Raw genomic sequence first — 24,204 nt, 5'->3', positions numbered from 1 at the left:
ACGCCTCAGAGCGCGTCGATCGCCCGCTCGATCCGCTGCACCGACACCGGATGGCGGGTCTTCATCGGGTGCGCGTACAGCGAGATGCGCAGCTCCTCGACCATCCACCCGATCTCGCGCAGCGCGGGCGACGGCGGTGTGTGCTCGGGCAGGGCGGCCAGCAGCCCGCGGTACTCGGCCTCGACCGGCGCGATCTCGGCGGTCCACCGGGCGTCGCGGGCGGGGTCGGCACGCAGCTTCTCCAGCCGCAGCTCGCAGCCCTGCAGGTAGCGCTTCACGTCGCCGAGCCGGGTCGCCCCGGCGGCGGTGACGAAGCCCGGCGCGGTCAGCCGGCCCACGACCGCCGTCACGTCGGCGACGCCGTCGCGGGTGGCGGGGCCGCGCAGGTCCGCCAGCGCCGCCCCGACCCGGTGCCAGACCTCCAGCACGCCGCGGACGGCGTCGAGGACCTGCAACGTCGTCGACGGCAGCCGCATCCGCAGCAGCTCCGCGAGCCGCGCGTACTGCGCCTCGTCGAACGGGTCGCCGCCGCCCCGGGCCATCAGGTGGTCGGCCGCGGCGGTGGTGCAGTCGTCGAGCAGGGCGTCGAGCGAGCCGTGCGGGTTGCGCGACAGGGCCAGCCGCGCCCGGTTGTCCAGGCCGCGCTGCACCTGCTTCCCCGGGTGGGTGGTGGTGAGCAGCAGGAGCCGCCGGGCGCCGCGGTGGTGGGCGGGGTCGCGCTCGGGCGCCGTCGCGTACACCCGGACGTCGGCGCTCGTGCCGCGGTCGCGCAGCCCCGGGTAGCCGGTGACCGTGTGCGCGCCGCGCCGGATCGGCAGCTCGCGGGGGAGCTCGCCGATCGTCCACGACGTCAGGCCGGTCGCCTCGACCTCGCTGCCCGCGGCGGCCAGCTCCTCGCGGACCTTCGGGGCGAGGGCGCGGCGCAGCCGGTCCAGGTCGGTGTCGCGGGCCAGCTCGGCACCGGACTCGTCGAGCACCCGGAAGGTCACCGTCAGGTGCTCGGGCAGCCGCTCCAGCTCCCAGTCCTCGCGCCGGATGTGCACGTCGCGCATCCGGCCGAGCTCGTCCTCCAGGACGTCCAGCAGCGGGCGCCGGCCGGTCTCGCCGCGCAGCCGGGCCAGCACCGCCTTCGCGTGGTCCGGGGCGGGGGAGAAGTTGCGGCGCAGGTTGCGCGGCAGCGTCCGGATGAGCGCGGTGACGAGCTCCTCGCGCAGCCCGGGCACCTGCCAGGTGAACGGCGTCGGGTCGACCTGGTTCAGCGCGGCCACCGGCACGTCGACGGTCACGCCGTCCTCGTGGTGGCCGGGCTCGAACGCGTAGGACAGCGGCAGGGTCAGCCCGCCCGCCTCGACGTGGTCGGGGTAGTGGGCGCGGTCGACCTGCTTCGCGGCCTCGGTCGCGAGCATCTCCTCGGTGTAGGTCAGCCGGTCCGGGGCCTGCCTCGACTCCTTCTTCCACCACCGGTCGAAGTGCGCACCGGAGACGACGTCGGCGGGGACCCGCTCGTCGTAGAAGGCGAACAGGGTGTCCTCGTCGACGACCAGGTCGCGGCGCCGCGCCCGGTGCTCCAGCTCCTCGGCGCTGTCGAGCAGCTCCCGGTTGGCGTGGAAGAACGGGTGCCGGGTCTCCCAGTCGCCCTCGACGAGGGCGTGCCGCAGGAACAGGTCGCGGCTCACCTCGGCGTCGATCCGGCCGTAGGCGACGCTGCGGTCGGCGACCAGCGGCAGCCCGTGCAGGGTGACCCGTTCGGTCGCGACGGCGGACGCGCGCTTGCGTGACCAGCGCGGTTCCGAATATGTCTTCTTGACGAGATGTCCGGCGAGGGGTTCGATCCAGTCCGGCTGGACCGGTGCGACGGTCCGCGCCCACAATCTCGTCGTCTCGACGAGTTCGGCGGCCATCACCCAGCGCGGGGGCTTGCGCGCCAGCCCCGAGCCGGGCCAGATCGCGAACTTCGCGCCGCGGGCGCCGAGGTAGTCCTTCGGGCCACTCCGCTCCTTCTTCCCGTCCTTGCCCTTCTCCGCCAGGGGGTCCTGCATGCCGACCTGCGACAGCAGCCCGGCGAGGACGGACTGGTGGATCCGGTCGGCGTGCCGCGGCCACTCCGGGTCGTGGTCGTTCAGATCCATGCCGGAGCTGCGGGCGGCCTGGCGGAGCTGGCCGTGCAGGTCCCACCACTCGCGGACCCGCAGGTAGTGCAGGAAGTCCTCGCGCAGCTCGCGGCGGAACCGGCTGCCCGACAGCTCGTCGCGGCGGGCGTTCAGGTGGTCCCACAGCCGCAGGTAGGCCAGGAAGTCCGAGCCGTCCTCACCGAAGCGGCGGTGCTTGTCGTCGGCGGCCTGGCGCTGCTCGGTGGGCCGCTCGCGCGGGTCCTGCACGCTCAGCGCGGCGGCGATGACCAGCACCTCGCGCAGGCACCCGTTGCGGTGGGCCTCCACGAGCATCCGGCCCAGCCGCGGGTCCACCGGCAGCCGCGCCAGCGACTGCCCGACCGCGGTGAGCGAGCGTCGGTCCGGGCGGAGCGCGCCGAGCTCGTGCAGCAGGTCCAGACCGTCGGCGACGGCGCGGCGGTCCGGCGGCTCGACGAACGGGAACTCCGAGATCTCGCCCAGGTCCAGGGCGATCATCTGCAGCACGACCGACGCCAGGTTGGTCCGCAGGATCTCCGGGTCGGTGAACTCGGGGCGGGCGTCGAAGTCGTCCTCGGCGTAGAGCCGGATCGCGATGCCGTCGGAGGTACGGCCGCAGCGGCCGGACCGCTGGTTCGCCGAGGCCTGGGAGATCTTCTCGATCGGCAGCCGCTGCACCTTGAGCCGGCGCGAGTAGCGCGAGATGCGCGCGGTGCCGGTGTCGACGACGTAGCGGACGCCGGGGACGGTCAGCGAGGTCTCGGCGACGTTGGTGGCGAGCACGACCCGGTTGCCCGCGTGCGGCGCCCAGACGCGCTGCTGCTCGGCCGTCGAGAGGCGGGCGTAGAGCGGCAGGATCTCGGTGTTCCGCAGGTTGCGCCGCTCCAGGGCCTCGGTGGCCTCGCGGATCTCGCGCTCGCCGGGCAGGAACACCAGCACGTCGCCGGGGCCCTCGCGCTGGAGCTCGACGACGGCGTCGCCGATCGCGTCGTCCAGCTCGCGGTCGGGGTCGGCGTCCGGGTCGTCCGGGTCGACGACGGGGCGGTAGCGCACCTCGACCGGGAACGTGCGCCCCGAGACCTCGACGATCGGGGCCGGGGTCGGGTCGCCGCCGTCGGTGGCCGCGCCGAAGTGCCGGGCGAAGCGCTCCGGGTCGATCGTCGCCGAGGTGATGACGACCTTGAGGTCCGGACGGCGGGGGAGCAGCCGGGTGAGGTACCCGAGGATGAAGTCGATGTTGAGGCTGCGCTCGTGCGCCTCGTCGATGATCAGCGTGTCGTAGGCCAGCAGGTCCTTGTCGCCGGCCAGCTCGGCCAGCAGGATGCCGTCGGTCATCAGCTTGACCATGGTCGAGTCGCCGACGGCGTCGGTGAACCGGACCTTCCAACCGACCGCCCCGCCGAGCTCGACGCCCAGCTCCTCGGCGATCCGGGTGGCGACGGTGCGCGCGGCGAGCCGCCGCGGCTGGGTGTGCCCGATCATCCCGTGCACACCGCGGCCCAGCTCGAGGCAGATCTTCGGCAGCTGCGTCGTCTTCCCGGATCCGGTCTCCCCGGCGACGATCACGACCTGGTTGTCGCGGATCGCGTCGGCGATCTCCTCGCGGCGCGCGGAGACCGGCAGCGTCGCGGGGTAGGAGATCCGCGGCAGCGCGGCGCGGCGGCGTTCCACGCGGTGCTCGGCCTTCGCGACGGCGTCGGCGACCCGCTGCTGGGCGCGCCCGTCGCGGGCCCGGTCCAGCCGGCCGCGCAGCCGCTCGGCCTCGGCCGGGCCGAGCGCGTCGAGGCGCTCGCGCAGGGCGGTGAGCTCGGCGTCGTCGAGCGGGGGGAGCGGCGGCTCGGCGGAGTCGCGGCCGTCGCCGGCGGCGCGACGGCGCGGGCGGCCGGCGTCGGTCTCCCCGGCCGGGGCGGGGCCCGCCTGGTCCGGGCCGTCGCGGTCGGGGCCGCGACGGCCGGGCTGGTCGGGGCCGGGCGCCGTGACGGCAGCGCGCCGACCCCGAGGCCCGCGGCGGCGCTGCGTCGATGCACGGCGGCGCTGCTGATCGCGGGCCGGGACGCCGCGCGCGGCGCCCTCCGTCCCGGGGGCGGCCTGCGCTGCGGCGAGGTCCGATGAGGTGGTCTCGTGTGGAGGTGTGTCCTGCGGGGTGCCGGAGTTCCCGCCGCGCGGCTGGTGGTCGCCCCGTGCGCCGGGACGGCGGCGGGGTCGGCGCGGACGGTCGTGCGACGACGGCTGTGCGGAAGTCGGAGACGGGACGGGTTCGCTGGACATCGTTCGTTCAGTCTGCCTGCTCGCCCGGGACCGGGCGTGCGCCGACCATGGTGACCGGCCTCGCAGGCGTCGTCGAATGGATTTCGGAAAGGGGAGGTATGGGGTCCGAACCGGACGCCGGTCGCCTCGCGGCGAGTGGCGCACCGCGGCTCCAGCCGAACGGAACTCCACGGCGGCGGTTATCTATTGCGGCCCGGGGACTCGGTTCGCCCGGCTCGGACAGTCGTTCCAACGGAGGGGGGCCCGGGATCATTCCCGGCCACCCGGATTTTCTCCGTGCGCGCTCGCGTCGCAGGTCAGGGGTGGGGCAGCGCCGCAAGCACCCCGTCCGTCCACGGCGTCCACGCCTCGATCGCCCACGGCCCGAAGTCCCGGTCGGTCAGCACGACGGCCGCGGCGCCCGCGTCCGGGTCGACCCACAGGAAGGTGCCGGACTGGCCGAAGTGCCCGAAGGTCCGCGGCGACGAGCCCTCCCCGGTCCAGTGCGGGGACTTGCCGTCGCGGATCTCGAGGCCGAGGCCCCAGTCGTTCGGCTTCTGCCGGCCGTAGCCCGGCAGGAGCCCGTCGAGGCCCGGGTAGGCGACCGTGGTCGCCTCGGCGACGGTCCGCGGGTCCAGCAGCTGCGGGGCCTGCAGCTCCGCGGCGAAGCGCGCCAGGTCGTCGACGGTCGACACGGCACCGGCGCCCGCGGAGCCCTTCAGCCGGGTGTGCCCCATCCCGAGCGGGGTGCAGACGGCCTCGTGCAGGTACTCGGCGAACCCGATGCCGGTGGCGGCCGCGATGGTCTCGGCGAGCACCGCGAAGCCGGTGTTGGAGTAGATCCGCTTCTCACCGGGGGCGGCCTTGACCTCGTCGGTGTCGAACGCCAGGCCCGAGGTGTGCGCGATCAGGTGTCGCACGGTCGCGCCGTCCGGGCCGGCCGCGTCGTCCCAGTCGACGGCGCCCTCCTCGACCGCGACGAGCACCGCGTAGGCCGAGAGCAGCTTGGTCACCGAGGCCAGCCCGAACTCGCGGTCGGTGTCGCCCGCGGTGGCGAGCACCGTGCCGTCCGCGGCGACGACGGCGGCGCCCACGTGGTCGACCGGCCAGTCCAGGACCCGGCGCACCGCCGGGGCGAGCTCGGTCACGACGCGAGGTGCGGTCGGGTACGCATGGCGTCCATCCTGGCAAACGGGCGGCTCTCCGGTCGCCCCGAGACCGGCCCGGGAGGACGCGTGCCCCTGCACCACGAGGTGACCGGGTCGGGACCGCCGCTGCTGCTGATCCAGGGCGGCGCGTCTGAGGCGGGCGCGGCGCGGATGCTCGTCGACGAGCTGGCCGTGACCCACCGGGTGCTCACCTACGACCGTCGCGGGATCGGGCGCAGCACCGCCGACGACGGCCCGGTCCCGCTCGCCGCACACGCCGACGACGCCGCCGGGTTGCTGGCCGGCACCGGACCCGCGGCCGTCGTGGGGGTGAGCATCGGCGCGGTGATCGGGCTGCTGCTCGCCGTCCGGCACCCGGGTCTGGTCACGACGCTCGTCGCGCACGAGCCGCCGCTGCCCGACCTGGTCCGCGACGCGGCCCGCGAGGCCGCCATGGACCGGGTCGCGGACCTCGTCGCACGTGACGACATCGGCGCCGCGATCCGGATGATGGCCGTGCTGACCTCCGGCGACGACCCGGTCGAGCCCGGATACCGGCCCGAGCCGCCGTCGGGGAACCCGGAGCCCGCGCTGCGCCGGTTCCTGCGCCACGACGTCCCGGCCGTGCGGGCCGCGCGGATCGACCCGGCCGACGTCACCGCGAGCGGGGTGCGGGTGATCCCCACCGGCGGCTACGAGTCGCGCGGGCGCTGGGAGCACCGGTGCGCCGAGGCGCTGGCGGCCGGGATCGGACGGGGCCTGGTCGAGCTGCCCGGGGGCCACGACGGTCCGGTGACCCACCCGGTCGCGGCCGCCGCGGCGCTGCGCGGGCTGGTCGGCGGCACGTGAGCGGAACGGTGCTGGTCGGCACGTCGGGATGGCGCTACCCGCCGTGGCGCGGCACGTTCTACCCGCCCGGGCTGGTGCAGCGCCGCGAGCTGGAGTACCTGTCCCGGCAGGTCACCTCGATCGAGATCAACGGGTCGTTCTACTCGCTGCAACGCCCGGAGAGCTAGCGCGCCTGGGCCGAACAGGTGCCCGCCGGGTTCGTGTTCGCGGTGAAGGGCCCGCGGTTCGTGACGCACCTCAAGCAGCTGCGCGACGTCGCGGTGCCGGTCGCGAACTTCCTCGCCTCCGGGGTGCTCGGCCTGGGGCCGGCGCTGGGCCCGGTGCTGTGGCAGCTGCCGCCCCGGATGCGGTTCGACGCCGACCGGGTGGCCCGCTTCCTGGAGCTGCTGCCGGCCAGCACCACGGCCGCCGCCCGGGCCGCGACCATGCACGACGAGCGGCTCGACGGCCGGGTGCTGGTCGAGACCGACGCCGACCGTCCGCTGCGGCACGCGGTCGAGCCGCGGCACCCGTCGTTCCGGGACCCGGCGTTCACCGCGCTGCTGCGCGAGCACGGGGTCGCACTGGTGCTGTCGGACTCCGCGGGCACCTGGCCGGTGTTCGACGAGGTCACCGCCGACCTCGTCTACCTGCGGCTGCACGGCCAGGGCGAGCTCTACGCCGGTGGCTACACCGCCGGGGCGCTCGACGGCTGGGCCGACCGCATCCGGGCCTGGCGCGACGCCGGGCACGACGTCGTCTGCTACTTCGACAACGACGCGAAGGTCCACGCACCGACCGACGCCCGGGCTCTGCTCGACCGCCTCGGCTGACCTGTTCGGTCCTGTGCCCGCACGGCCGAACGGACCTGTCCTCACATTTGTTGATAAGGGCGGGCCGGCTGATACGCGGGCCGCCGTCGCCGCGACAGCCGTGACGTGACCACTCCGCAGAACCGCCACGGCGCCCCGGACCTCTCCGGCCCGCCGCAGCAGCAGTCCGGCCCGCACCGTGTCCCGCAGCAGTACCCGGGCCCCCAGGGCCCCGGCCGCCACCAGCAGCAGTACGCGCAGGACCCGCGCGGTGCCGCGCCGCAGGGCTGGGCGCCGCACCACCAGCCCCGGCCGCAGCACTCCGGCGGGCACCCGAACCCCTACTACGACGGCCACCCCGAGGTCCCCTTCGGCGGGCCGCCCTTCGGCCGCACCAACCCGGGTGGGCTGCCGCAGCAGCAGGCCCGCGGCCCCCAGCAGCAGGCCGCCGGCGCGCAGCCCTGGCCGAGCGCGGCCCAGCGGGCCGGCGTCCCGCAGCAGCGCACCGCGGCCCCCGCCGTCGCACCGGCCGTCGCGCCGCGCAACGGCTTCGGCGTCACCGCGCTGGTGCTCGGCATCCTGGGCCTGCTGTTCTCCTTCATCCCGATCATCGGGATGATCGCCTGGCCGCTGGTGCTGCTGGGCCTGCTGTTCGGTGTGCTCGGTGTCGTCCGGGCGAGCAGGGGCCGCGCGGACAACCGCGGCGTCGCGATCGCGGGCACCGTGCTCTCGGCGATCGGGCTCGTGGTCTGCGTGCTCTACGCGTCGGTGTTCGCCGCCGCGGTGTCGGGTCTGCCGGCGACCTCCTCGACGGCGACTCCGGCCGCGGCCGGGTCGGCAGCCTCCGGCGACGCGTCGGGCGCCTTCCCGGGTGCGACCGCCGACGACGTGGTCGCCGATGCAGGGGGGACGCTGACCGTCGGGAACCTGCAGATCGCGGCCACCCCGCTGAAGCCGGGCGACTCGACCATCGGGCAGACCCTGTGCTCGGACGTCACCTACACCAACACCGGATCCGGTACGGAGTCCTTCAACGGGGGCTTCGACTGGAAGCTCCAGGACCCGAACGGCGCGGCGCTGATGACCACGCTGCTCGGTTCCGACTCGCTGCTCTCCGCCGGCCAGCTGGCGCCCGGCGGCACCACGACCGGCACCGTCTGCTTCGACCGGCCGAGCGGCGCGACCGGGCAGTACGTCCTGCTCTACGACGCGATGGACTTCTCCAACAGCCGCGGAGCCTGGCTCAACCAGGTCGGCTGACCCCGGACGTACGCCGGGACGCTCCACAGCGACGCGCCCGCGCAGTCGCTGGAGTGGTCACGCACGACGAGCGTCCCGACGGACGACGAGGCCCTCCCCGGGGACGCCCGGGGAGGGCCTCCGTACGTCCGGGGTCAGACCGCCAGCCCCACCGCCAGGGCCAGCACGCCCAGCAGCGGCGGCCCCAGCTGGATCGACGCCGGCCGCCGCTTCGACGGGTCCGACAGCAGCAGCACCAGACCGGCGGCGACCATCGAGCCCGCCCCGGTGAACACCAGCGTCGCGCCGACGCTGCGGGCGCCCGTCGCGAACACCACGGTCCCGAGCAGCACGGCGACGGCGAGGAACAGGTTGTAGAAGCCCTGGTTGAACGCCAGCGCCCGGGTCTGCTCCGCCTCCGCGCGGTCCGTACCGAAGGTCGCCCGGGCCCGGTCGGTGGTCCAGAGCAGCGACTCCAGCACGAAGATGTAGACGTGGATCAGTGCCCCGATCCCGGTCAGCACCAGCCCGGCGACGATCACGACGGCCCCCTCCGCGGCGGAACCGTTCCGCCGCAGGGGGACCGTAGTGGGACCGGCGCAGGCGGGGTCAGCGGCTCGCGGCCCGCCGGTACTGCCGGCTCGCCAGCGGTGCGAACACCGCGACGATCACGACCGACCAGATCAGCACGTAGAGCACCGGGTGCTGCAGCGGCCAGGCGTCCGAGGCGGACGCCGACGCCGGGATCGCGCCGTCGTTGCCGAACAGGGTCCGCGCGGCCGCGGTGACCGCCGAGACCGGGTTCCACTCGGCGAACACCCGCAGCGGCCCCGGCAGCGAGTTCAGCGGCACGAAGGTGTTCGCCAGGAACGTCACCGGGAAGATCACGATGAACGACGCGTTGTTCACGACCTCCGGGCTCGGCACCAGCAGCCCGACGAACGCCATCACCCACGAGAACGCGTAGGCGAACACGATCAGCACCGCGAACCCCGCGAGTGCCTCGCCGACCGAGGTGTGGATGCGCCAGCCGACCAGCAGCCCGGTCAGCGACATCACGACCAGCACGATCAGGTTGTTCACCACGTCGGACAGGGTCCGGCCGGTCAGCACCGCCGACGACGACATCGGCAGCGAGCGGAACCGCTCGATGATGCCCTTCTTGACGTCCTCGGCGAGCCCGGCGCCGGTGTTCGTGGCCCCGAAGATGACGGTCTGGGCGAAGATCCCGGCCATCAGGAACTCGCGGTACCCGGCCCCGCCGCCGGTCGGGTCGATCGCGCCGCCGAAGACGTAGGCGAACAGCAGCACGAACATGATCGGGGACAGGGTGGTGAAGACCAGCAGGTCCGGCACCCGCTTGATCTTGATCAGGTTGCGCTTCGCGACGACGGAGGCGTCGGCGAGCATGGTGGCGGCGGCGTTCACGGGGTCGGCTCCTCGGCCTGGTCCGCCTCGTCGGCGGGGCGCCCGGTCAGGGTGAGGAAGACGTCGTCGAGCGTCGGGCGGCGCAGCCCCGCGTCGTCGACCTTGGTGCCGGCGTCGGCGAGCCGGTCCAGCGCGGCGCGCAGCACCTCGACCCCGCCGCTGACCGGCATCGTCAGGGAGCGGCGGTGCCGGTCCAGCACGGCCTCACCCACGCCGAGCGGGGCGAGCAGCGCGGCGGTGGGCTCCAGGTCGTCGGCCAGGCTGGTCGTGACCTCCAGGCGCTCCCCGCCGACCTGGGACTTCAGCTCGTCCGCGGTGCCGCGGGCGATGACCCGGCCGTGGTCGATGACCACGATCTCGTCGGCCAGCGCGTCGGCCTCCTCCAGGTACTGGGTGGTGAGCAGCAGCGTCGTCCCGCGCGCGACGAGCCCGCGGATCACGTCCCACAGGTCGTTGCGGCTGCGCGGGTCCAGCCCGGTGGTCGGCTCGTCGAGCAGCAGCACCGGCGGGTCGGCGACGAGCGCCCCGGCCAGGTCGAGCCGGCGGCGCATCCCACCGGAGTAGGTCCGGGCCGGACGGTCCGCGGCGTCGGTCAGGCCGAAGTCGGCCAGCAGCTCACGGGCCCGCTCCCGGGCCCGGCGGCGCCCCAGGTGGTAGAGCCGCCCGACCATCTCCAGGTTCTCGAAGCCGGTCAGGTACTCGTCGACCGCGGCGTACTGCCCGGACAGCCCGATCCGGCTGCGCACCGAGGCCGGGTCGGCCAGCACGTCCACGCCGGCCACGGTGGCCTCGCCCGCGTCCGGTGTCAGCAGTGTGGTCAGCACCCGGACGACCGTGGTCTTCCCGGCGCCGTTCGGACCCAGCAGGCCGAGCACCGTCCCCTCCGGCACCGACAGGTCGACCCCGTCGAGTGCCCGTAGCGACCCGTAGGTCTTGACCAGTCCCGTGGCGCGGATCGCGTCCGGCATCGTGATGTCCCCCTCGGAAGGCCTGAGCGGACGCCACTGTGCCCTATCACCCCGACAGTTCCGGCCCTGTTTCCGCTCAGCGACGCGCGTGCGCGACCAGCATCCGTCGCCCGACCAGCATCAACGCCGCCGACACCAGCATCACGACGGCGTTGACCGTCCACGCGGTCGGGAAGCCCGCGTGGGTGGCGAGCGAGCCGAAGACGATCGGTCCGGCGAAACCGCCGGCGTAGACACCGACCTGCACGATCGACGTCGCCGCGGCCGGGGCGGACGGGTTGAGCCGCACCACGGCGAACTGCAGCAGACCCGGCCACGCCCAGCCCAGCCCGAACGCCAGCACCACCCCGACGACCAGCGCGGGCGTCCCGGGCACGGCGAGCAGCAGGAACCCGCCGGCGCCCGCGGCGAGGCTCGCCGCGACGACGGCGACGTGGCCGCCCGAGCGCATGTCGGCCAGCCACCCGTGCAGCATCCGCACCGACAGCCCGACGACGCTGCCGAGGGTCAGCATCAGCCCGGCCGTACCGGGGTCGATCCCGCGGTCCACCGCCGAGGCGACCAGGAAGATGCCGAGCGCGGTGGCCGTCCCGGCGGCGAGCCCGGAGGCCGCGCCGATCACCGCGAGCGCGGCCGTCGCCCGGTCGCCCTTCCGTGTGCGGGCCGCCGGACGGGCGTCGGTGCGGGGGCACGCGAACAGCGCGGCCAGGGCCAGCACCGCGCCGATCCCGTACGCCCAGCGCCAGCCCACGGTCAGCGCCACCGCGGGCACGGCCAGCCCGGCCAGCAGCGTCGCCGCCGGGATCGCGGCCTGCTTCACCCCGAACGACAGCCCCAGCCGGTGCGCGGGCACCGAGCGCGCGAGCGTCAGGTTCGACGACAGCTGGCCCATCACGTTGCACCAGGCGCCGCAGAGCAGCAGCACGACGAGCGCGACGTAGGACCGCGCGCCCAGCGCCAGGGCCGCCATCAGCACCGCCGCCCCGACGACGGCGATCCGGCTGGTCACCCGCGACCCGACCCGCTCGACGACCATGCCGACCGGCAGCGAGCACAGCGCACTGACCCCGAAGTACAGCGCGACGACCAGGCCCAGCCCGGACGGGTCGAAGGCCAGGTCGCGCGAGAGCTGCACCGACAGGGCGCCGGTGAGGAACACCGGGAGCACCGATGCCGTCGTCACGATCACCGCGCCGGAGGCGACGCGGAAGGCGGACGGCGCCGCGACGTCCGTCGTGCCCGGTTCGGTTGCGATGCTCACGTTCAGCAACGCTAACCGATTTGCGTCATCCCTGGATCCGGGAGTCCCCGCGACCTGCCCACTCCTTCTCGCGCAGCTCGAACTTCTGGACCTTGCCGGTGGAGGTCTTGGGCAGCTCGTCGACGAGCTCGACGTACTTGGGCGCCTTGTACCGGGCGATCCTCGTCTTGACGTGGTCGATGATCTCCTGGGGCTCGGCGGACCGCCCCGGCTTGAGCACGGCGAAGGCCTTGCAGACCTCGCCCCACTTCTCGTCCGGCACCCCGACGACGGCCGCCTCCAGCACCGCGTCGTGCGACACGACGGCCTGCTCGACCTCGACGGTGGAGATGTTCTCCCCACCGGAGATCACCACGTCCTTGGCGCGGTCGCGCAGCTCGACGTAGCCGTCGGGGTGCACGACGCCCAGGTCCCCGGAGTGGAACCAGCCGCCGCGGAACGCCTCGGCGGTCTTCTCGGGGTCGCGGTGGTAGCCCTTCATGACGTTGTTCCCGCGCATCACGATCTCGCCCATCGTGGCGCCGTCGCGGGGGACGTCGGCCATCTGCTCGTCGACGACCCGCACCCGGTCCGCGCACACCATGCCGACGCCCTGGCGGGCCTGGAGCCGGGCGCGTTCCTCGGCGTCGAGGTCGTCCCAGGCGTGCTGGTACTGGTTCACCGAGTACGGCCCGTAGGTCTCGGTGAGCCCGTACACGTGCACGATCCGGAACCCCATCCGCTCCATCTGCAGGATCGTGGTCGGCGACGGCGGCGCCCCCGCCGTGGTGATCACCAGCTGGTAGCCCAGGGTGACGGCCTCGGGCGCGTTCATGATCGTCGTGACGACGGTCGGGGCGCCGTTGAGATGGGTGACGCCGTGCTCGCCGATCAGCCGCCAGATGGTGTCGCCCCGGACCTCGCGCAGGCAGACGTGGGTGCCGCCGATCGCCGTCACGGCCCACGGGGTGCACCAGCCGTTGCAGTGGAACATCGGCAGCGTCCACAGGTAGACGCTGTCCGCGGTGTGCCCGGAGTGGACGATCTCGCCGAAGGAGTTCAGGTACGCACCGCGGTGGTGGTACTCGACGCCCTTCGGGTTGCCGGTCGTCCCCGAGGTGTAGTTGATCGTGATGGTGGCGCGCTCGTCGTCGACGGCCCAGGGCCGCTGGTCGTCCGAGCCGCGGGCGAGCAGGTCGGCGTAGCTGGTCCCGGAGCCGACGCCGTCGCCGGGCGCCGCCGGGTCGACGACGGTGACGATCTCGCGGACCGTGGCCAGCTCGTCGGCGACCGGGCGGACCGTCTCGTACAGGACGGCGTCGACGACCAGCACCGTGGCCGCCGAGTGGTCCAGGATGTAGCGGACCTCCTCGGTCGACAGCCGCGTGTTGATCGCGACCAGGACCGCGCCGGCGAGCGGCACCGCGAAGTGCGCGACGAGCATCTCCGGGACGTTCGGCAGCAGGTAGGCGACCCGGTCACCGGGCTCGACGCCCGACGCGGCGAGTGCGTTCGCCACCCGGGTCGCCTCCGCCGCGAACTCGGCGTAGGTGTGCCTGCGGTCGCCGTAGACGATCGCCGTGGACTCCGCGAACACCTCGGCCGAGCGGCCCAGGAAGGCCAGCGGGGTGAGCGGGGTGGTCCAGACGTCGGTCGTCGCGCCCTGTGTCACGGTCGGCTCCTTCGCAGGCGGTGCACTCGTCGCCGCGATCCTGCTCGCCGCGAGGAGTGCCCGGCAACCTGCGCCGGCTCAGTCCTGGCGCTGGGCTCAGCCCTCGATCGTGATGGCGGCCTTGGGGCAGCTCCGCGCCGCCTCCTCGACCTTCGGCCGCAGCGACTCGGCCGGGTTCTCGTCGAGGATGTAGAGGTAGTCGTCGTCGCGCACCTCGAAGACCTCCGGCGCGACACCCATGCAGACCGCGTTGCTCTCGCAGCGGTCGAAATCCACGATGACCTTCATGACGTCCATGGTGCCCCCGCCGGGACGACGCCGCAGGACTGAGGGCCCCCTGACCTGCGGTTATGCTTCCCTTCCCCGCTCGGGAAGGCCGCAGGTCAGCGGCTGTCGCGGGTCTGGGCGGCGGTCGGCAACGGCTGCGGCGCGAGGTTCGCGCGGGCCTGCACGGGCGTCGGCGGCGGGGTGGTGTGCGGTGCCCCGGTGAGGATCGCGGTCGTCGCCCGGGTGGTCACCGGGATGCTGCCGATCGAGGGCAGGCGCACCTCGTCGGGTTCGAGCATCGCGGCCACGCCGAGCAGGGCGCCGAGCACCACCGGGGCGGCCAGTGCCGCGAGTCGCAGTCGCGCCGGGTCCACGGCACACCTCCACGTCGACGACCGCGCGGGGGGATGCCGGGGAGCGGCAGCGGCCGTCGACCAACCATCGGGTCGCGGCCGTCCGCCGTTACCGCCATCGGGTGATCCGGGTCAAGCGGGGTGCATCCGGACCACCCGATGGAGGGCGCTCACTCCCTGCGCAGCACCGGACGCAGCGTGTCCAGCACCGACGCGTCGTCGATGGTGGAGGGCACCGGCTCCTCGACGCCGTCGGCGATCCCGCGCATCGTCTTGCGCAGGATCTTGCCGGAGCGGGTCTTGGGCAGGGCCGGGACGACCGCGACGTCCTTGAGGGAGGCGACCGCGCCGATCTGGTCGCGCACCATCTGCACGAGCTCGGCGCGCAGCCCGTCCTCGTAGCCCTCCGCGTCGCTGTCGACGCCGGACTTCAGCACCACGAACCCGCGCGGGATCTGCCCCTTCATGGTGTCCGCGACGCCGATCACCGCGCACTCCGCGACGTCCGGGTGCGAGGCCAGGACCTCCTCCATCCCGCCGGTGGACAGACGGTGGCCCGCGACGTTGATGACGTCGTCGGTGCGGCCCATGACGAAGACGTAGCCGTCGGCGTCGAGGTGGCCGCCGTCGCCGGTGAGGTAGTAGCCCTCGAACGCCGACATGTAGGAGCTGACGTAGCGCTCGTCGTCGTTCCACAGGGTCGGGAACGCACCGGGCGGCAGCGGCAGCTTCGCCACGATCGCGCCGTCGACACCGGGCTCGGCCGGGTCGCCCCGCTCGTCGAGGACCTGGACGTCCCAGCCGGGCATGGCACGGGTCGGGGAGCCGGGCTTGATCTCCAGCAGCTCGATGCCCGCCGGGTTGGCCGCGATCGGCCAGCCGGTCTCGGTCTGCCACCAGTGGTCGATGACGGGGATGCCGAGCAGGTCCGAGGCCCAGCGGTGGGTCTCGGGGTCGAGGCGCTCGCCGGCGAGGAAGAGGTACTTCAGCGAGGAGACGTCGTACTGCCCGAGGAACTCGCCCTTCGGGTCCTCCTTCTTGATCGCCCGGAACGCCGTGGGCGCGGTGAAGACCGACTTCACCCCGTTCTCCTGGACGACCCGCCAGAACTGGCCGGCGTCCGGCGTGCCGACGGGCTTGCCCTCGTAGAGCACGGTCGTCGCTCCGGCCAGCAGCGGCGCGTAGACGATGTAGGAGTGGCCGACGACCCAGCCGACGTCGGACGCGGTGAAGATCGTCTCGCCGGGGCCGACGTCGTAGATGTTGGGCATCGACCAGGCCAGGGCGACGGCGTAGCCGCCCGAGTCGCGCACCACGCCCTTCGGCTTGCCGGTGGTGCCGGAGGTGTAGAGCACGTAGAGCGGGTCGGTGGCCTTCACCGGGACCGGGTCGGCGGGCGTGGCGCGGGCGACGGCCTCGGCCCAGTCGACGTCGGGCGGGCCCAGCTGCGCGGTGGCCTGCTCGCGCTGCAGGATCACCGTGGACGTGGGCTTGCGGTCCGACAGGTCGATCGCCCGGTCGAGCAGCGGCTTGTACTCGATGACGCGCTTGCCCTCGATGCCGCAGGACGCCGAGACGACGACCTTGGGCCCGGCGTCGTCGATCCGGACGGCGAGCTCCTTGGCGGCGAACCCGCCGAAGACCACCGAGTGGACGGCGCCCAGGCGGGCGCAGGCGAGCATCGCGATCGCGGCCTCGGGGACCATCGGCATGTAGACGACGACCCGGTCGCCGTGGCCGACGCCCTGGTCGCGCAGCACGCCCGCGAACAGCGCGACCTCGTCGCGCAGCTCCGCGTAGGTGTAGGAGCGCCGCGACCCGGTGACCGGCGAGTCGTACACCAGGGCCGTGCGGTCGCCGTTCCCGGCGTCGACGTGCCGGTCGAGCGCGTTGTACGCGACGTTCAGCTCGCCGTCGGGGAACCAGCGGTAGAACGGCGGGTTCGACTCGTCGAGCGCGCGGGTCGGGGCGACGTCCCAGTCGATCCCGTCGGCCGCGCGGAGCCAGAAGCCCTCACGGTCGTCCACACTGGAACGGAAGATCTCCTCGTAGGCGGCCACCGTCGTCCTCTTCCCCTGGCGATCCCGGCGGCCCACGGTGGCCGCCCCTCGTGTCGCCGACGACCCTAGGAGGTGACACCGACAGTGTGCAGCCCTCTCGTGGGCGGACCGCTCCGGACGGACAGGCCGTTCGTCGACGACGATGCGCCGATCGTCGCAGTGTGACCGGGCAGATCCGTAACGTGATCGGGTGACGGCCCGACACAGCGCGTGGGGGACCCGTCCGATCCGCGGGCGGGCCCACGGACGAGAGGCGGTGCCGGTGCGGCCCGACGACGGTGCGGTCCGGTGGCGTGGCAGGCGGGGTCCCGCCGGTGCGGCGGTGCTCGGGACACTGCTCGCCGGGCTCGTGGCCGCGGGCTGCGCCCCGGTCCCGTCGGTCGTCCCGGCAGCGGCCGCGGCGACGACGTGCACCCCCGGCTGGACGGCCGCCTGGCACGCCGCGCAGCAGGCCGTCCCCGGCGACAGCCTCGCCGGCCGGACGCTGCGGATGGTGGTGCGGCCCGGCGCGGCGGGGGAGGAGCTGCGGCTGCGGCTGTCCAACCGGCACGGCGACGGGCCGCTGCGGATCGCGGCGATGACCGTCGGCGCCACCGGCCCGGGCGCCGCGGTGACCCGGCCGGTCCCGCTGACCGTCGGCGGTGCCCCCGTGGCCGACATCCCGGCGGGTGCCGAGGTGCTGACCGATCCCGCACCGGTTGCCGCCGCGGCGGGCGTGCCGCTGACGGTGAGCCTGTTCCTCGCCGAGGTGCCGCGCACGATCGGCTCGCACCCGGTCGCGATGCGCACCGCGTGGCTGTCCGGGCCGGGGGACCGCACCGCGGCGCCGGACGCGGCGGGCTTCGACACGACCCTGCAGTCCTGGCCGGTGCTGACCGGTCTGGAGGTCCTGGCGCCCCGCCCGGACGGCGCCGTCCTCGTGATCGGGGACTCCCTCGTCGACGGCGTGGGCTCCACCCCCGGCGGCGACGACCGCTTGCCCGACCAGCTCGCCGCCCGGCTGTCCGCGGCGGGCGGCGACCGGCCGATGATCGTGCTCAACGCGGGGCTGTCGCGCAACCAGCTGCTGCAGGACGACCCGCCGGCCGGCGGTGACGCGCCGTCGACCCGCTGGGACGACGACGTGGCCGCCGTCCCCGGCGTGCGCGACGTGGTGCTGCTCGTCGGCACCAACGACCTCGCCGCCGGCGCGGCCGGCGGTGACCTCGTCGCCGGGCTGCAGGGCTTCGCCCAGCGCGCCCGCGCCGCGGGGCTGCGCGTGTTCCTCACCACCATCCCGCCGTCGGCCAGCGGCGGTCGCGCCTCCCCGACGGCCGTCGCGGCCCGGGACGAGGTGAACGGCTGGCTCCGTTCGGACGGCCGCCGCTGGGCCGACGGGGTGATCGACGCGGCCGCCGCACTGGGCGACCCGGGTGACCCGCTCCGGCTCCGGCCCGACCTGGACTCCGGCGACGGGCTCCACCCGTCGCCCGCCGGGTACCGGGCGCTGGCGGCATCCGTGCCGGTCGGGGAGCTGTCCGGCAGCCCCTGCCGGGTCTCGCCGGATCGCTGAGCCGCACCCGTCCCGCGCAGCGCTGGGTGACCGGCCGTCACCCGGGAAGGGGCGTGCGGGGCCCCCGCACGATGGGTAACGTCTTGGTCACGGCCACAACACGTGGCGGTACCGACGGACACCGGCACGCGGCGCGTCCCACGGACGGGCCCGGAGCAGGTCCTGGCGGCCTACGGGGAGGCCTCGTGACCATCGGCGCGAAGCGCGGCATCGACGACGACACCAGTTCCATTCCGGCGCCGCGGAACGCGGCCGACGCCTTCAAGGTCTCCGACGACCAGGTGCAGCGCGCCCGGCTCGTCGTCGCCCGGAACTCGGACGACTCCGAAGACCTGCGCGAGCTGCTCGACATGTTGGGGCTGATCTCCGGCAACCCGGAACAGCCGCCACCCGTGGCTCGCTGACCTGCGGCGACGCCGGAACCGGGGGGTGGTTGCAGAGCCTCTCGGAGCGGTGTCGTAAGGTTTCCTCACTCCCAACGGACAGCCGTTGAGGGAAGGTCGAGGCCCCCGGGCCTGGTCCCAGCCCCCATCGTCTAGCGGCCTAGGACTCCGCCCTTTCAAGGCGGCAGCGCGGGTTCGAATCCCGTTGGGGGTACCGGGAGAGGTATCGGATACGATGCTTCTCGCGAGAGCAAGGCCCAGTGGCGCAGTTGGTTAGCGCGTCGCCCTGTCACGGCGAAGGTCGCGGGTTCGAGTCCCGTCTGGGTCGCTCCACTCTCTGGATCTCCGGTTCACCGGAGGCCGGGGCCAGGTAGCTCAGTTGGTACGAGCGTCCGCCTGAAAAGCGGAAGGTCGGCGGTTCGACCCCGCCCCTGGCCACAGTCCTGATCCCCCGCAGCCGGTCGGTAGCCACCGACCGGCTCTCGTGCGTTCGGGGTCGGTTCCGGTCATGATCGGCCGATGAGCACCCACCCGCACGACATCACCGTCCCCGGCCCGCCCCGGCTGGAGGAGATCTCCGACGGGCTCTACGCCTACGTCCAGCCGGACGGCACCTGGTGGATCAACAACGCGGGCCTGCTCGTCGGGCCGCAGGGCGCCGTCGCCGTCGACTCCTGTTCCACCGAGCGCCGGACCCGGGCCTTCGCGGCCGCGATCGGCGAGGTCACCGACCGGCCGGTCCGCACGCTGGTCAACACCCACCACCACGGCGACCACACCTGGGGCAACGCCCTGTTCTCCGGCGCGACGGTCGTCGCACACGAGCGGGCACGCACGGAGATGATCGCCTTCGGCCCGCCCCGGGATCTGCCGTTCTGGGACCACGGCGACTGGGGCTCGCTCCCGCTGGACCCGCCGTTCCTCACCTTCACCGACCGCATCGCGCTGCACCTGGGGGACCTGCGGGCCGACGTCCTCCACGTCGGGACGCCCGCTCACACCACCAACGACGTCCTCGTGCACGTGCCCGACCGGTCGGTCCTCTACTGCGGGGACCTGGTCTTCAACGGCGGCACGCCGTTCCTGCTGATGGGCTCGGTGACCGGCGCGATCGACGTCCTGGAGCAGGTGGTGCTCCCGCTCGGGGCCGCGACGACGGTGCCCGGCCACGGGCCGGTGTTCCAGGGCGACGGGCCGGTCCGGGACACGCTCGACTACCTGCGGTTCGTCCTCGACCTGGCCGAGCGCGCCCGCGACGCCGGCATCCGCCCGCTGGAGGCCGCCCGCGACACCGACCTCGGCCGGTTCACCGACTGGCCGGACGCCGAGCGCATCGTCGGGAACCTGCACCGTGCCTACGCCGAGCTCGACGGCGCCGCGCGCGGCGCCCCGATCGACATCATGGCCGCGCTCGCCGAGATGGTCGAGTACAACGGCGGGCGCCCGCTCACCTGCCTGGCGTGAGCACCGGTCGCCGCTCCCGCAGCGCGACGACGGCACCGGCCACCACCAGGACCGTCAGCATCCCGGCGGCGGCGACGGTGAACGCGTCCGGGGAGACGAGCGGCTGTCCCCGCAGGGCCTGCCAGGTCAGCAGGGCGAGCAGGCCGGTGTAGCCGGCGGCGGCCGTCGTCATCAGGTCGCGGCGCACCCGTGGGTCGGCCAGCCGGGCCACCCGCCAGGCGGTCAGCTCGAACGCGATCAGCAGCAGTGGCAGCAGCTGCAGCGCGTGCATCCCGACGAAGTGCGGGACGCGCAGGTCACCGCCCAGCGTGCTCCACCCGACCAGCGGCAGGCCCGGGCCGCCGTCGGGGACGCCGACGGTGTGCGCTCCGGCGATCCCGCGGAAGTCGGCGAGCTGGCCCGGGGTCGGTGAGGTCATCAGGAAGCCGAGCGCCATCCCGACCAGCGCGAGCACCGCCCCGGCGCGGATCGCGACGGTGCGGGCGGGGTCGAGGTCGCGCACCGCGAACAGGCCGGCGGCGACCCACAACGTCGCCAGCCAGGCGAGGACGATCGAGATCCCCATGGTGGCCCACAGGCCGGTGTCGAGCGGCGAGGTGTAGTTGAAGTGGCTGGTCGTGCCCCGCCCGGCCTGGACGGCGATGACGACCATCTCCACCGCGAGGGCCACCGCCGCGACCGTGCCCGCGAGGAACGCGCCACGGGTCCGGCCGCGCCTGGAACGCAGCTGGTCGTACAGCCAGGCCCAGGTCACGCAGAAGATCGCGATGGAGACGGCGAACTTGGTGGGCTTGAGCCATACCGGCGCGCCGAGCACCTCGCGCGGGTCGACGAGGGTGCCCAGGACGCCGAGCGGCACGGCCGCGGCGCAGGCGAGACCGACGACCATCAACGGACGGTGCCACGCGACGATGCCCCTCATGCGGATACCGTAACTATCGGATACTCGTACTGTCCATGTGGATCAGGTGGAACCGAGTGCGGCCCGCGTCCGTTGTCCACCCGTGTCCGTGATCGTCGACCGAGCCCTGCGTACCGCCGTCACCGTGCTGCCGCGGCGGTGGCGGACCGACCGGCGCTCCGCCCTGGTCGGGCTGACCGCGCTCCGCCCGCACCTCGGCGTCGCAGGACTGGGGGTCGCGGGTCTCCTGCGGCTCGCCGGGCTGCGCCGCACCGCGACGGCGGTGGGGCTGGCAAGCGCCGTGGCCGCCGCTCCCGCGCTGCGACGGGTGCTGCCGCGCCCGACCGGGCCGCTGCCGGACGGGCCCGAGCTGACCGTGCTCGTCGCGAACGTGCTGCTGGGGCGGGCCGACACCGGTGCGCTCGCCGCGACGGTGACCCGGGAGCGGCCGGACGTCGTCGTGCTGCCCGAGGCGGGCGTCGCCTACCTCGACCGGCTCCTGCCCCTGCTCGACGGCTACCGCGGCTGGTCCTCGGTCCCGCCCGGCGTCCCGGACCAGCGCGGCACGGTGGTGCTGGTCGCGCCGCGGGCCGGGGACGTCGACGTCCGGCCCGGACAGGGGATGCGGCTGCCGCACCTGGAGGTCACCGGCGGGCTGCTCGGTGCCCGGACGCTGTACGCGGTGCACACCTCCGCGCCGACGAACCCGCGGTGGACCGAGCTGTGGACCGGTGAGCTCGCGCTGATCGGGGAGTGGACCCGCACCCGACCGGCGCCGGTCGTGGCCGGGGACCTCAACGCCGTCGTCGACCACCGGCGGCTGCGCGACGCGTCCGGCGGCTGCGTCGACGCCACCGACGGCACCGGGCGAGGGCTCGTGGCGACCTTCCCGTCGTCGCTGCCGCGCTGGGTCGGGATCCGCATCGACCACGTCCTCGTGCCCCGCGGGTCGGTGACCCGCCGCCACGTCGTCCTCGAGACCCCGGGCAGCGACCACCGCGCGGTGCTGGTGACGGTACGGCTGCCGGGGACTCAGGGTCCGGCGCGGTAGAGCCGCGCGGAGCGGCTCTCCTGGGCGATCCGGCGCAGGGCCGCGAGCAGGGCGTCGCCGAGGACGGTGCCGACCAGTGCGGTCTCCGCGGCCTCCTCGCGGTCGGTGGTCCGCCCGATCGCGGCCAGGTCCCCCTCCGCGGCGCGGTCGGCGGCCTCGGCCCACGCCCGCAGGGTCTCCTCGCCGGGTCCCCAGCCCAGCTCGTGCATCCGGGCCAGCACCGACCGGGCCCCGGCCAGGGCGGGCGCGTCCTTCTCGACCTGCCAGCCCACGTGGGCCATGGCTCCGGCCAGGTCGGCCTCCGCCTCGTCGAGCGAGCCGGACGCGCCGACGTCGCCGGTGATCGCGTAGACCGTCCGGCCGAGCATGTCGTGCAGGCCGACCGCGGGGTCGTCGACGGCCGACAGCACCTCGCGGACGGTGGCGATCGGCAGCCCGCCGACCTCGACGAGCGCCCGGATCAGGCGCAGCCGGCGGACGTGCGCGTCGTCGTAGCGGGCCTGGTTCGGTGACGTCGTCTCGCCGCGGGGCAGCAGGCCCTCGCGCAGGTAGTACTTGATCGTCGCGACGGGGACACCGGACGACCGGGACAGATCCGAGACTCGCACATCGGAGACTCTAGCTATCCGTTTCGGCCCGGGGCTCCGACAGCCCGTCGACGATGCCGAAGGTCACCGCCTCCGCCGCCGACAGCCAGCGGTCCCGGGCGTCGTCGGGCAGTGGGGCGCCGCAGTACGCCGCGGTCAGCGACTCGATCTCGCGGCGGCGTCCGGCGAGGTGGTCGGCCCGGACCCGCACGTCGCCGGGGTGCGAGCCGCGGACCGGACCGTCGGCGGTGGGCAGGAACGCGGCGTGCGCGCGGGCGAGCCGCTTGCCCGGCGTCCCCGACGCGACGAGGAACGGCACCGGGCCCGCGAGCGATCCCGCGGCGACGGTCGCGACGTCGACACCGAGCGTGCGGATCGTGTCGTGCACCGCCATCGCGGCGACCGGGGAGCCGCCGGGCGCCAGGACGTGCAGGGTGATGTCGCGGCGCGGGTCCTCCGCGGCCAGCAGCAGCAGACGCGCGCAGGTCTCGGCGGCGACGTCGTCGTCGAGCTCGCGGGCGAGCAGCACGATCCGCTCGCCGAGCAGGCGGTCGGCGGGGTCGGACGGGGTGGACAGGACGGGCATCGGATCTCCGCTCCTCGGGTGCCCGTCCGACGCTAGAGCCGGGGCGGACCGCCCGACCTGCGGTTACGCCGACGGCGGACGGGGTTCGCCCTCGGCGGAGGTCGGGTCGGTGCCCGCGGTCGCGACCCGGCGCAGCAGCGTCCGGAGCGCGCCCTGCTCGTCCGGCGAGAGCGGCGCCAGGATGTGGGCCTCGGCGGCGCGCAGCCGCGTCTCGGTCTCGCAGAGCAGCGCCCGGCCGGCCGTGGTGAGCACGATCCGGCGGGCCCGCCGGTCGTTCGGGTCGGGGTGCCGCTCGATCAGTCCCGCCTCCTGGACCTTGTCCAGCAGGTAGGTCATCACGGTGCGGTCCACGCCGAGCTTGCGGGCGAGTGCGAGCTGGGTGGGCGGATCGTCCCCGGCCGCGGCGGCGAGCACCTGGAAACCGCGCTGACCGCCGGGCAGCGTGCCGACGACGCACTGCACCGCCGTGGCGTGGTCGCGCGCCACCCGGGTCAACGCCCACGCCAGGTCGCACTCGATGCTCTGCGGGGTGGACGGACCGGACATCGTCACAGGATACGTGCTTGCCAAGGTCTTCTCCCGTGCAGATACTCTGTTCAACAGAACATCTTCACTTCAGATCGACCGGGAGGTCACCGTGTCCCTGTTCCGACTCGACGCGAGCATCCGCACCGAGGGCTCCGTCAGCCGCGAGATCGCCGACGAGGTCGAGCGCGCCTACCTCGACGCGCGGCCGGGGGCCGAGGTCGTCCGCCGTGACCTGGGCACCGCCCCGCTGCCCGCCGACCTGTGGACCACCGCGGTCGCGGCCGGGTACGTGGCCGAGGCCGACCGCACCCCGGAGCAGCGCGGGGCCCTCGCACGCATCGCGGAGCTGGCCGACGAGGTGCTGGCCGCGGACGCCGTCGTCATCGGGTCGCCGCTCTACAACTTCGGCATCGCCGCGCACCTGAAGACCTGGGTCGACGCCCTGATCACCGACCCCCGGTTCGCGCCGGGCAGCACGCCCCTCGCCGGCCGCCCGGTCGTGCTCGTCGTCTCCCGGGGAGGCGGCTACGGGCCGGGCACCCCGCGCGAGGGCTGGGACCACGGCTCCGGCTGGATCACCCGCATCCTGCGCGACGTGTGGGGTGCCGACGTGACCGTCGTGGAGACGGAACTGACCCTGGCCGACGTGGTGCCCGCGATGAGCGAGCTGCGCCCGCTGGCCGCGGAGAAGCGCGAGCGCGCCCGCGTCGACGCCCGGACGGCAGGGGAGCGGGTCGCCGCGGTGACGCCGGCGGCGTGAG

General features: G+C 74.3%; 21 protein-coding genes, 3 tRNA genes and 1 pseudogene. 11 read left to right on the top strand and 14 right to left on the bottom strand.

Annotated elements, in window-relative coordinates; genetic code table 11:
- Positions 1 to 5 precede the first annotated feature (5 nt).
- Positions 6 to 4,397: an ATP-dependent RNA helicase HrpA gene (hrpA, locus tag DMP17_RS44900; protein WP_337832669.1), complete on the bottom strand. Its 4,392-nt coding sequence runs from the start codon at positions 4,395 to 4,397 to the stop codon at positions 6 to 8.
- A 296-nt stretch (positions 4,398 to 4,693) separates the two neighbouring features.
- The gene (locus DMP17_RS44895) at positions 4,694 to 5,524 is read right to left on the bottom strand and encodes a serine hydrolase domain-containing protein (protein ID WP_226354903.1); all 831 of its coding nucleotides are present in this window, start codon (positions 5,522 to 5,524) and stop codon (positions 4,694 to 4,696) included.
- A gap of 87 nt (positions 5,525 to 5,611) precedes the next feature.
- Between DMP17_RS44895 and DMP17_RS44890 the strand changes: the two genes are divergently transcribed.
- From DMP17_RS44890 to DMP17_RS44880, 3 genes and pseudogenes are all read left to right on the top strand, one after another.
- Positions 5,612 to 6,373: an alpha/beta fold hydrolase gene (locus tag DMP17_RS44890; RefSeq protein WP_337832668.1), complete on the top strand. Its 762-nt coding sequence runs from the start codon at positions 5,612 to 5,614 to the stop codon at positions 6,371 to 6,373.
- Positions 6,370 to 7,185: pseudogene (locus tag DMP17_RS44885) on the top strand (DUF72 domain-containing protein). The gene DMP17_RS44890 and the pseudogene DMP17_RS44885 overlap by 4 nt, the downstream one beginning before the upstream one ends.
- A 105-nt stretch (positions 7,186 to 7,290) precedes the next feature.
- A complete protein-coding gene (locus DMP17_RS44880) occupies positions 7,291 to 8,424 on the top strand; it encodes a DUF4190 domain-containing protein (protein WP_337832667.1) in 1,134 nt (377 codons plus the stop codon).
- 134 nt (positions 8,425 to 8,558) lie between these two features.
- On the opposite strand, the gene DMP17_RS44875 is transcribed toward DMP17_RS44880, so the two are convergent.
- From DMP17_RS44875 to DMP17_RS44840, 8 genes are all read right to left on the bottom strand, one after another.
- Positions 8,559 to 8,945: a DUF1304 domain-containing protein gene (locus DMP17_RS44875; protein ID WP_226364641.1), complete on the bottom strand. Its 387-nt coding sequence runs from the start codon at positions 8,943 to 8,945 to the stop codon at positions 8,559 to 8,561.
- Between the two features lie 67 nt (positions 8,946 to 9,012).
- Positions 9,013 to 9,831 (bottom strand): ABC transporter permease, encoded by an 819-nt coding sequence (locus DMP17_RS44870; RefSeq protein ID WP_374203828.1) that lies wholly within the window; start codon positions 9,829 to 9,831, stop codon positions 9,013 to 9,015.
- Positions 9,828 to 10,799 carry an ATP-binding cassette domain-containing protein gene (locus tag DMP17_RS44865; protein WP_337832666.1) on the bottom strand — a complete coding sequence of 324 codons (972 nt, stop codon included), beginning with the start codon at positions 10,797 to 10,799 and terminating at the stop codon, positions 9,828 to 9,830. Before DMP17_RS44865 ends, DMP17_RS44870 begins: the two co-directional genes overlap by 4 nt.
- A gap of 76 nt (positions 10,800 to 10,875) precedes the next feature.
- A complete protein-coding gene (locus tag DMP17_RS44860; protein WP_337832665.1) occupies positions 10,876 to 12,060 on the bottom strand; it encodes an MFS transporter in 1,185 nt (394 codons plus the stop codon).
- 25 nt (positions 12,061 to 12,085) lie between these two features.
- Positions 12,086 to 13,711, bottom strand: coding sequence for a long-chain-fatty-acid--CoA ligase (locus DMP17_RS44855; RefSeq protein WP_337832664.1), 1,626 nt, complete (start codon positions 13,709 to 13,711; stop codon positions 12,086 to 12,088).
- A 96-nt stretch (positions 13,712 to 13,807) separates the two neighbouring features.
- Positions 13,808 to 13,999, bottom strand: coding sequence for a ferredoxin (locus DMP17_RS44850; protein WP_062399810.1), 192 nt, complete (start codon positions 13,997 to 13,999; stop codon positions 13,808 to 13,810).
- Between the two features lie 95 nt (positions 14,000 to 14,094).
- Positions 14,095 to 14,352 (bottom strand): hypothetical protein, encoded by a 258-nt coding sequence (locus DMP17_RS44845; RefSeq protein WP_337832663.1) that lies wholly within the window; start codon positions 14,350 to 14,352, stop codon positions 14,095 to 14,097.
- Positions 14,353 to 14,501: 149 nt separating this feature from the next.
- Positions 14,502 to 16,391: a propionyl-CoA synthetase gene (locus DMP17_RS44840; protein ID WP_337832662.1), complete on the bottom strand. Its 1,890-nt coding sequence runs from the start codon at positions 16,389 to 16,391 to the stop codon at positions 14,502 to 14,504.
- A gap of 190 nt (positions 16,392 to 16,581) precedes the next feature.
- Between DMP17_RS44840 and DMP17_RS44835 the strand changes: the two genes are divergently transcribed.
- The 6 genes from DMP17_RS44835 (at position 16,582) to DMP17_RS44810 (ending at position 19,790) form a co-directional block, all read left to right on the top strand.
- Complete coding sequence (locus DMP17_RS44835; protein WP_337832661.1) at positions 16,582 to 17,943, top strand: GDSL-type esterase/lipase family protein; 1,362 nt, start codon at positions 16,582 to 16,584, stop codon at positions 17,941 to 17,943.
- Between the two features lie 185 nt (positions 17,944 to 18,128).
- A complete protein-coding gene (locus DMP17_RS44830; protein ID WP_062399816.1) occupies positions 18,129 to 18,347 on the top strand; it encodes a hypothetical protein in 219 nt (72 codons plus the stop codon).
- 120 nt (positions 18,348 to 18,467) lie between these two features.
- A tRNA-Glu gene (locus tag DMP17_RS44825) sits at positions 18,468 to 18,540 on the top strand.
- 40 nt (positions 18,541 to 18,580) lie between these two features.
- A tRNA-Asp gene (locus tag DMP17_RS44820) sits at positions 18,581 to 18,654 on the top strand.
- A gap of 36 nt (positions 18,655 to 18,690) precedes the next feature.
- Positions 18,691 to 18,764, top strand: a tRNA-Phe gene (locus tag DMP17_RS44815).
- 81 nt (positions 18,765 to 18,845) lie between these two features.
- On the top strand, positions 18,846 to 19,790 hold the full coding sequence (locus DMP17_RS44810; RefSeq protein ID WP_337832660.1) for an MBL fold metallo-hydrolase: 945 nt from the start codon (positions 18,846 to 18,848) through the stop codon (positions 19,788 to 19,790).
- Here DMP17_RS44810 and DMP17_RS44805 read toward each other — a convergent pair.
- A complete protein-coding gene (locus tag DMP17_RS44805) occupies positions 19,774 to 20,712 on the bottom strand; it encodes a hypothetical protein (RefSeq protein ID WP_226354921.1) in 939 nt (312 codons plus the stop codon). The two genes, DMP17_RS44810 and DMP17_RS44805, sit on opposite strands and share 17 nt — an antisense overlap.
- Positions 20,713 to 20,800: 88 nt before the next feature.
- Here DMP17_RS44805 and DMP17_RS44800 point away from each other — a divergent pair, with 88 nt between their 5' ends.
- Positions 20,801 to 21,742: an endonuclease/exonuclease/phosphatase family protein gene (locus tag DMP17_RS44800; protein ID WP_337832659.1), complete on the top strand. Its 942-nt coding sequence runs from the start codon at positions 20,801 to 20,803 to the stop codon at positions 21,740 to 21,742.
- Here DMP17_RS44800 and DMP17_RS44795 read toward each other — a convergent pair.
- The 3 genes from DMP17_RS44795 to DMP17_RS44785 all read right to left on the bottom strand — a co-directional run bounded on the left by DMP17_RS44795 (position 21,724) and on the right by DMP17_RS44785 (position 23,461).
- Positions 21,724 to 22,350 carry a MerR family transcriptional regulator gene (locus DMP17_RS44795; RefSeq protein WP_337832658.1) on the bottom strand — a complete coding sequence of 209 codons (627 nt, stop codon included), beginning with the start codon at positions 22,348 to 22,350 and terminating at the stop codon, positions 21,724 to 21,726. The genes DMP17_RS44800 and DMP17_RS44795 overlap by 19 nt on opposite strands.
- Before the next feature lie 10 nt (positions 22,351 to 22,360).
- Entirely contained in the window at positions 22,361 to 22,915 is a 555-nt protein-coding gene (locus tag DMP17_RS44790) for an ATP-dependent Clp protease proteolytic subunit (RefSeq protein ID WP_226364634.1), read from the bottom strand.
- A 63-nt stretch (positions 22,916 to 22,978) separates the two neighbouring features.
- Positions 22,979 to 23,461, bottom strand: a complete 483-nt coding sequence (locus DMP17_RS44785; protein WP_337832657.1) for a MarR family winged helix-turn-helix transcriptional regulator — start codon at positions 23,459 to 23,461, stop codon at positions 22,979 to 22,981.
- Between the two features lie 91 nt (positions 23,462 to 23,552).
- Here DMP17_RS44785 and DMP17_RS44780 point away from each other — a divergent pair, with 91 nt between their 5' ends.
- Positions 23,553 to 24,203 (top strand): FMN-dependent NADH-azoreductase, encoded by a 651-nt coding sequence (locus DMP17_RS44780; RefSeq protein ID WP_337832656.1) that lies wholly within the window; start codon positions 23,553 to 23,555, stop codon positions 24,201 to 24,203.
- The last annotated feature ends 1 nt before the right edge of the window (position 24,204 follow it).

It is taken from the genome of Pseudonocardia sp. TMWB2A (assembly GCF_017312135.1).
The sequence above is the reverse complement of the archived record's forward strand: the minus strand, read 5'-3'. Positions and strand labels throughout refer to the sequence as shown.